Here is a 6,325-nt window from a genome sequence, read left to right on the forward strand (position 1 = left end):
TGGTCAGCGATCTGCTCGATCAGGGCCACGATGTCGCCGATGCGCTGGGCGGTATCGGCCATGGTGCGGACCTGCGTCACGGTGCCGCTGGCGCGATCCTGCGCCTCGCGGGAAATCTCGGTGGACTGGCTGACCTGGCGCCCGATCTCGTCCACCGAGGAAGCCAGTTCTTCGGCAGCCGCCGCGACCATGCCGACATTGGTTGATGCCTGCTCGGAGGCTGCCGCGACGCTGGTAGCGCGCTCGCGGGATGTCTGCGAGGCGCCAGTGAGGGCCTGTGCGGCCTGTTCGAGCTCGGCGGCGGCTTCCGCGACGCCATTGACGATGGAGCCCACCGCTTCCTCGAATCGCGCAGCGAGATCCTCCGTCGCCTTGCGGCGCTCGACGACGAGCACAGCCTCGCGCTCCTGCTCCATCCGGCGATCAGCCTCGGCCTTCGCGGCGAGGGATGCGCGGAAATCGTCGATGCCACGGGCAATCGCACCGACTTCGTCGCGGCGATTCATGCCGGAAATCGCGACGTCGAATTCGCCGGAAGCCAGCCGGCGAATATCCGCGACGCTGCGATGCAGCGGACGGGCAATACCCCAATGGGCGATGGCGAGCCCGGCCAACGCACCGCCCAGGATGCCCGCAAGTGCAATCGTCACGAGCATGGACACCGTGTTCGTCGCAACATTATCGGCACGGTCGGCGACTGCCGCACTCTCGCGGTCGGTGTGATCCGTGAAGGCGGCGAGACCTTCGCGCAACTCCGCCATGAAATTGCGATTGCGATCGATCGTACCCAGCACATAGAGCTGGCTTTCGACGATATCCGATGTCGCGAAGGTCTCGGCCATGTCGATGGTTTCGAGCACACCCTGATGATATTGACCGTAAAGCCGCGCGACCTCCTCCAGCAGCGCCCCTTGAGCGGAATCGGCGCTCGCCGTCAGTGCATCGAGCTCGGCGCGGAAGGCGCCATCGGCTTCCTCGATCGCAGGGATGATCATCGCCACGCGCGAGGGGTTGGAAGCGATTTCCATCTCCGCGCGCGAAAGTTCGATCGCGTTTTCGCTCAGCGCCCCGGCACGGCGCACCTCACCCGTCTTGCCATGGATTTCCTGCGCACCCTGCGCGAGCGTTTCGAGACCCTGATAGGCTGTGAAGGCGATGGCAAGCGTCGCGATCGCCATCAGGAAGACGATTGCGACCGCTTTCAGCGATACGGATAATCTGGCAAGCATGGTAACCCCCGGCAGGAAAATTGGCCGACCATTGAGTTACCAACCAATGCTTTACCGGAGCTTACGGCCACGCTGACGCAACCATGAACAATCACAAATTCCTCTAGGGAAGTTGCCAGTCGATGTGGATCTCGAAGCAGCTTACCAGCGGGGCCGGCGCGGATTGCCGTCGGCATCGACGCCGCCATAGGCCTTGTCGTCCTCCTCGCGCTCGGGCAGGAGCATCACCGCGGTGCCGATCGCCGCGCCGGCAAACGTCGCCGAGACGCTGAAGGTGAGGATCACGAGCGCGAGCACCGCGACATCCGAATTTGCAACCAGCGTCCCGAGGCCGCGCAGATCGAAGGCGTAGGCGAGAGCGACGAACATCACGCCGAGCAGCGCTCCGAAGGCGCCGTTGACGATGAAAAGCCTGATCAGGGGCTTGCGGTAGAGTTCGCGCATGGCGACACCTTTCTCATAATCCGTTCAGCATAAAGCAACGCGTATGCATGGGAAGATGACGCATCGCCGCTGGCATTTGCGCGCATCATGCCCTGCCCGGTTACCCCTTGCGATAAGCCGCCGCAGGCATGCTAGGATCAGGCCGGCACGCCCGGAATGACGGCGTGCCGATCTGCAATGACCGGACGAGTATCGCCATGCGCATCGAAAACGAACCGAAACTCGACTTCAAGGACGTGCTGATCCGCCCCAAGCGCTCGACGCTCGGCTCGCGCGCCGAGGTCGAGATCGAGCGCGCCTTTCGTTTCGCCCATACGGGTCGGGAATGGCGGGGCTTTCCGATGATCGCGGCGAATATGGATGTGGTGGGCACGATGCCGATGGCGCGCGCGCTCGCACGTCACGGCGCCCTCGTGGCTTTGCACAAGCATTATCCGGAAGACCTGCTCGTTGATTTTTTCGCGAGCGGCGAGCCGCAGCACGCCTTCTATTCGCTCGGCACGGCGGAGGCCGACTGGGAGAAATTCCGCGCCGTCAAGCGCCGCGCGCCGATCGGCATGATCTGCCTCGACGTCGCCAACGGCTATACCGAGAAATTCGTCGAAATGGTCGCGCAGGCGCGGGATGAAAATCCGGATGCGGTGATCATGGCGGGGAATGTGGTGACCGGCGACATGACCGAGGCGCTGGTGCTCGCCGGCGCTGATATTGTCAAGGTGGGGATCGGCCCCGGTTCTGTCTGCACCACACGCAAGATGACGGGTGTGGGTTATCCGCAGCTCTCTGCCGTGATCGAATGCGCTGATGCAGCACACGGGCTCAAGGGACTCGTCTGCGCCGATGGCGGCTGCACCGTGCCGGGCGACATCGCCAAGGCCTATGGCGGCGGCGCGGATTTCGTCATGCTCGGCGGCATGCTCGCAGGCCATGACGAATGCGAGGGCGAGATTGTCTACGCGGATGTCGACGGCGAACGCCGGGCGAAATCCATGGTGTTCTACGGAATGTCCTCCGATACCGCGATGAAGAAGTATTCCGGCGGCGTCGCGCATTACCGCGCCTCGGAAGGCAAGACGGTTGAGGTGACCTATCGTGGCCCGGTAGACGATACGATGCAGGAAATCACGGGCGGCGTGCGTTCGATGATGACCTATATCGGCGCCACCCGCCTCAAGGAGGTGCCCAAGCGCACCACCTTCGTCATGGTCAGCGCCCAGCTCAACACCGTGTTCGGACAGTGAGCCCGGCACGGGTTGCGGGAAGCCGGGATCACGGCACTCAGAACAGGGCCAGCTGGCCTGGTGCCGAGCGGGCCGGCTTGCAGAACAGATCGGTGCGCAGCCTCACGCGTTCCGCATTGAAACCAAGCCGGTTGGCCGCAATCTCGAAGCGCCGCCCGATCGCCCAGGCGATCGGCCCGGTGCCGCTCTGGCGCACGCCCCAGCGGGAATCGTAATCCTTGCCGCCCTGCATGTCCTGCACCAGCGACATGACGTGCTGTGCCCGCTGGGGGAAATGCTCGGCGAGCCAGTCGCGCGCAAGCGCTTTTACCTCATGCGGCAGGCGCAGCATGACGTAGCCCGCCTCGCGGGCGCCGGCCTCGTAAGCAGCGTCGAGCAGGCGCTCGATCTCGTGATCGTTGATGGCCGGCACGACCGGCGCCACCAGGACGCTGACCGGAATCCCCTCCGCGCGCAGCCGCCGGATGGTCTCGAGCCGCACGCCCGGCGCCGCCGCCCTTGGCTCCATCTTGCGCGAGAGGCGCGGATCGAGCGTCGTCAGCGAGATCGCTACCTTGACGAGCCCTTGCTCGGCCATCGGCCCGAGAATGTCGAGATCGCGAGCTACGAGCCCGGATTTGGTGACGATCCCGACCGGATGACGCGTACGCGCGAGCACTTCAAGAATGCCGCGCGTGATCTCCATGCGCTTCTCGATCGGCTGGTACGGGTCGGTATTGGTGCCGATGGCGATGGTGCGCGGGCTGTAGCCGCGCGCCGCCAGTTCCTGCTCGAGCAAGGCTGGTGCATCGGGCTTCGCGAAGAGCCGCGTCTCGAAATCAAGCCCGGCCGAGAGCCCCTGATAAGCATGGCTGGGCCGCGCAAAGCAGTAGAAACAACCGTGCTCGCAGCCGCGATACGGGTTGATCGAGCGGTCGAAGCCGAGATCGGGGGAGGCGTTGCGCGTGATGATCGTCTTCGGGCGCTCATGCGTCACTTCCGTGCGCAGCGGCGCGACTTCCTCGGGAATATCCCAGGAATCGTCGAAGGCCTCACGCTCGACACGCTCGAAACGTCCGGTCTCGTTCGTTACCGCGCCACGCCCGCGCCGCATCCGCGGATCCACGGAAGCCGGACGCGCGGCGATGCGCTGATCGAGACGTTCGCGCCAATCACGGTGTTGCAGATGATTCGGCTTCATCGCGAATCTCCTTCATTCATGAGAACAAAATAGAACATTAATCAAACATTGGCAAGTCAAACTGGAACACCGCGACACGCGGCTCGAGGTCCCGGTCGCGCCGGGCGCGCGAATCCTTGCCAGAGCTGCACCCGTGCGCCTAAAGCAGGGGTTGCGATCACCGGCGACGCGCATCGGAACAGGCAGCATGGCCCGCAAGGATGACATTTCAGCAGACGAACCCCATTATCTGCACGCGCCGCGACCGGCGAGCATGCCGGTCTCGTTCCAATTGCGCGGGAACCGGCTGATCGTGGAGCGGCTGGGCAGCGAGCAGGCCATACCGCTGTCGCAGATCACCGAAGCGCGCCTGACCTACGAGCCGCGCTCCTTCGCGCAAAAGCTCTACCGCACCCGCCTGCGGCTTGCGAGCGGCGGGAGCTTGTCACTGCATTCGGTGAATTTTCGCTCGATGGTCTTCGCCGATCGCCAGGAGGAGGCCTATGCGGCCTTCGTGAGGGCACTTCTCCCCGCCATCGCTCGCGCCAATCCGCAGGCGCGCTTCACAGCCGGGCGCACACCCTTCGTCTGGGGCGCGCTGATCGTGACGACGATCGCGATCTTCCTCGCCATCGCCTATTTCGTGATCTTCGCGCTGCGGGAAGGCGAAGGGGCGGCGATCGCCATCGGCCTGTTCATCGGCGCTGCCGGCCTGTGGCAGATGCTCCCGATCGTGCGCCTCAACCGCCCCCGCGATTTCCGCCCGCAGGATCCACCGGCGGCATTGCTTGGCGGGTAGAGGGGGCGTCAACCCCACTCACCCTCCAGCATCGCCAGCGTGCGGTCATCGCGCGCACCGTCATGAAACGCATCGAGCGCCTCGGCGAACAGCGCCCGATCACGCTCATCATAGGCGATGGCCTCGAACAAGGTCAGGCAGGAGCGTGACTTTTGATCATCGGGGGAGCCGAGGATGGCGCGGATGGGCTTGTCGCGATGCTTCAGCAGAAGCGTCACGCAATGGCGCAGACGCGCCCCGAGGACCGGATCGGCAAGATAGGCGCGTGCCTCGTCCGGATCGGCGATACCGTAGAAATGCGCCATTGGACTGCGCCCGAGACCACGCAATTGCGGAAACACGAACCACATCCAGTGCGAGCGCTTGCATCCGGCTTCCAGCTCGGCACAGGCGGTATCGAAGACATTCTCCTGCGCCGTGAGGAAGCGTGCGAGAGAGGCGGCTTGCTCCATCAGATGATCTCCCTGACGATACCTTACCTGCCCGAAGACACGCGCGAACCCCGAATCGCACATCGCGAAACGCGCATTGACAGCGCCTGTGCCTGCGGCGAACTGTGCCGCTGCATATGCGCATCGCCCGATTTCAAAAGGCCGACAGCTTCATGGGTTCCGTTCTCGCTTCGCTCGTCCCGGTATTTCTGGTGATCATTGCCGGCTGGGCCGCGCGCGTGAGCGGTTTTGTCGAGGAGCGTCACTGGCCGGGGATCGAGCGGATCACCTATGTCATCTTCTTTCCCGCCATCATCATCAACACGCTCGCGCGGGCGGACCTGTCGGAAGTGCCGGTGCTGGGCATGGGCGGGGCGATGATCGCCGCGATCCTCCTGATCGCCTCGCTGCTGCTCGCCCTGCGCAGCGTCCTGCTCGCGCGCCTGCGCATCGACGGGCCGGCCTTCACCTCGCTGTTTCAGGGCTGCACGCGCTGGAACACCTTCGTGGGGCTCGCCGTGGCGGGGGCGATGTATGGCGAGATCGGGCTCGCGCTGATGGCGGTCGCGGTGGCGGCGATGATTCCGTTGCTCAACCTGCTTGCCATCGGTGTGCTGGTGCGCTTTGCTTCCGGCACACCCCAGAGCCCGGCCATGATCGCACGCACGATCGTGACCAACCCGTTCATCTGGTCGTCGGTCACGGGGATCGTGCTCAACGTGACCGGCCTGCCGATTCCCGGCTTCATTGGAAGCACCATCGGCATACTCGGCAATGCGGCGCTCGCCGCCGGCCTGCTGGTGGTCGGGGCCGGGCTCGACATGCGCCGCCTGGCCCGCCCGCGCGCGCCGCACTGGCTCTCGATCGGGCTGAAGCTGTTCCTGCTGCCCGTGATCGCCATAACCATCGCGCGGCTGGCCGGCGTGAGCGGGGATGATCTCGCCATCGTCGCCATCGCCACCACCGTGCCCACGGCCAGCGGCGGCTATATTCTCGCCAAGCAGATGGGGGGCGACGCGCCT

Annotated in this window: 7 protein-coding genes; 3 read left to right on the forward strand and 4 right to left on the reverse strand. The window is 64.8% G+C overall.

Going from position 1 to position 6,325, the window contains the following annotated elements; translation table 11 throughout:
- Nucleotides 1-1,229 (reverse strand): HAMP domain-containing protein (locus VKP01_RS16320; protein WP_324414177.1); only part of this gene is annotated, 1,229 nt, incomplete at its 3' end.
- Between the two features lie 141 nt (nt 1,230-1,370).
- Entirely contained in the window at nt 1,371-1,673 is a 303-nt protein-coding gene (locus tag VKP01_RS16325) for a hypothetical protein (protein ID WP_324414179.1), read from the reverse strand.
- Between the two features lie 197 nt (nt 1,674-1,870).
- Between VKP01_RS16325 and VKP01_RS16330 the strand changes: the two genes are divergently transcribed.
- Nucleotides 1,871-2,914: a GMP reductase gene (locus tag VKP01_RS16330; RefSeq protein WP_324414181.1), complete on the forward strand. Its 1,044-nt coding sequence runs from the start codon at nt 1,871-1,873 to the stop codon at nt 2,912-2,914.
- A gap of 37 nt (nt 2,915-2,951) precedes the next feature.
- On the opposite strand, the gene VKP01_RS16335 is transcribed toward VKP01_RS16330, so the two are convergent.
- A complete protein-coding gene (locus VKP01_RS16335) occupies nt 2,952-4,007 on the reverse strand; it encodes a PA0069 family radical SAM protein (RefSeq protein ID WP_324414189.1) in 1,056 nt (351 codons plus the stop codon).
- Between the two features lie 274 nt (nt 4,008-4,281).
- On the opposite strand from VKP01_RS16335, the gene VKP01_RS16340 reads away from it, so the two are divergent.
- On the forward strand, nt 4,282-4,872 hold the full coding sequence (locus VKP01_RS16340; RefSeq protein ID WP_324414183.1) for a hypothetical protein: 591 nt from the start codon (nt 4,282-4,284) through the stop codon (nt 4,870-4,872).
- 8 nt (nt 4,873-4,880) lie between these two features.
- Here VKP01_RS16340 and VKP01_RS16345 read toward each other — a convergent pair whose 3' ends face one another.
- A complete protein-coding gene (locus VKP01_RS16345) occupies nt 4,881-5,324 on the reverse strand; it encodes a DUF1810 domain-containing protein (protein WP_324414185.1) in 444 nt (147 codons plus the stop codon).
- Nucleotides 5,325-5,476: 152 nt separating this feature from the next.
- Here VKP01_RS16345 and VKP01_RS16350 point away from each other — a divergent pair.
- The coding region (locus VKP01_RS16350; RefSeq protein WP_324414187.1) for an AEC family transporter at nt 5,477-6,325 on the forward strand (849 nt) is incomplete at its 3' end.

The organism is Saliniramus sp. (genome assembly GCF_035311605.1).
Classification (GTDB): Bacteria; Pseudomonadota; Alphaproteobacteria; order Rhizobiales; family Beijerinckiaceae; genus Saliniramus.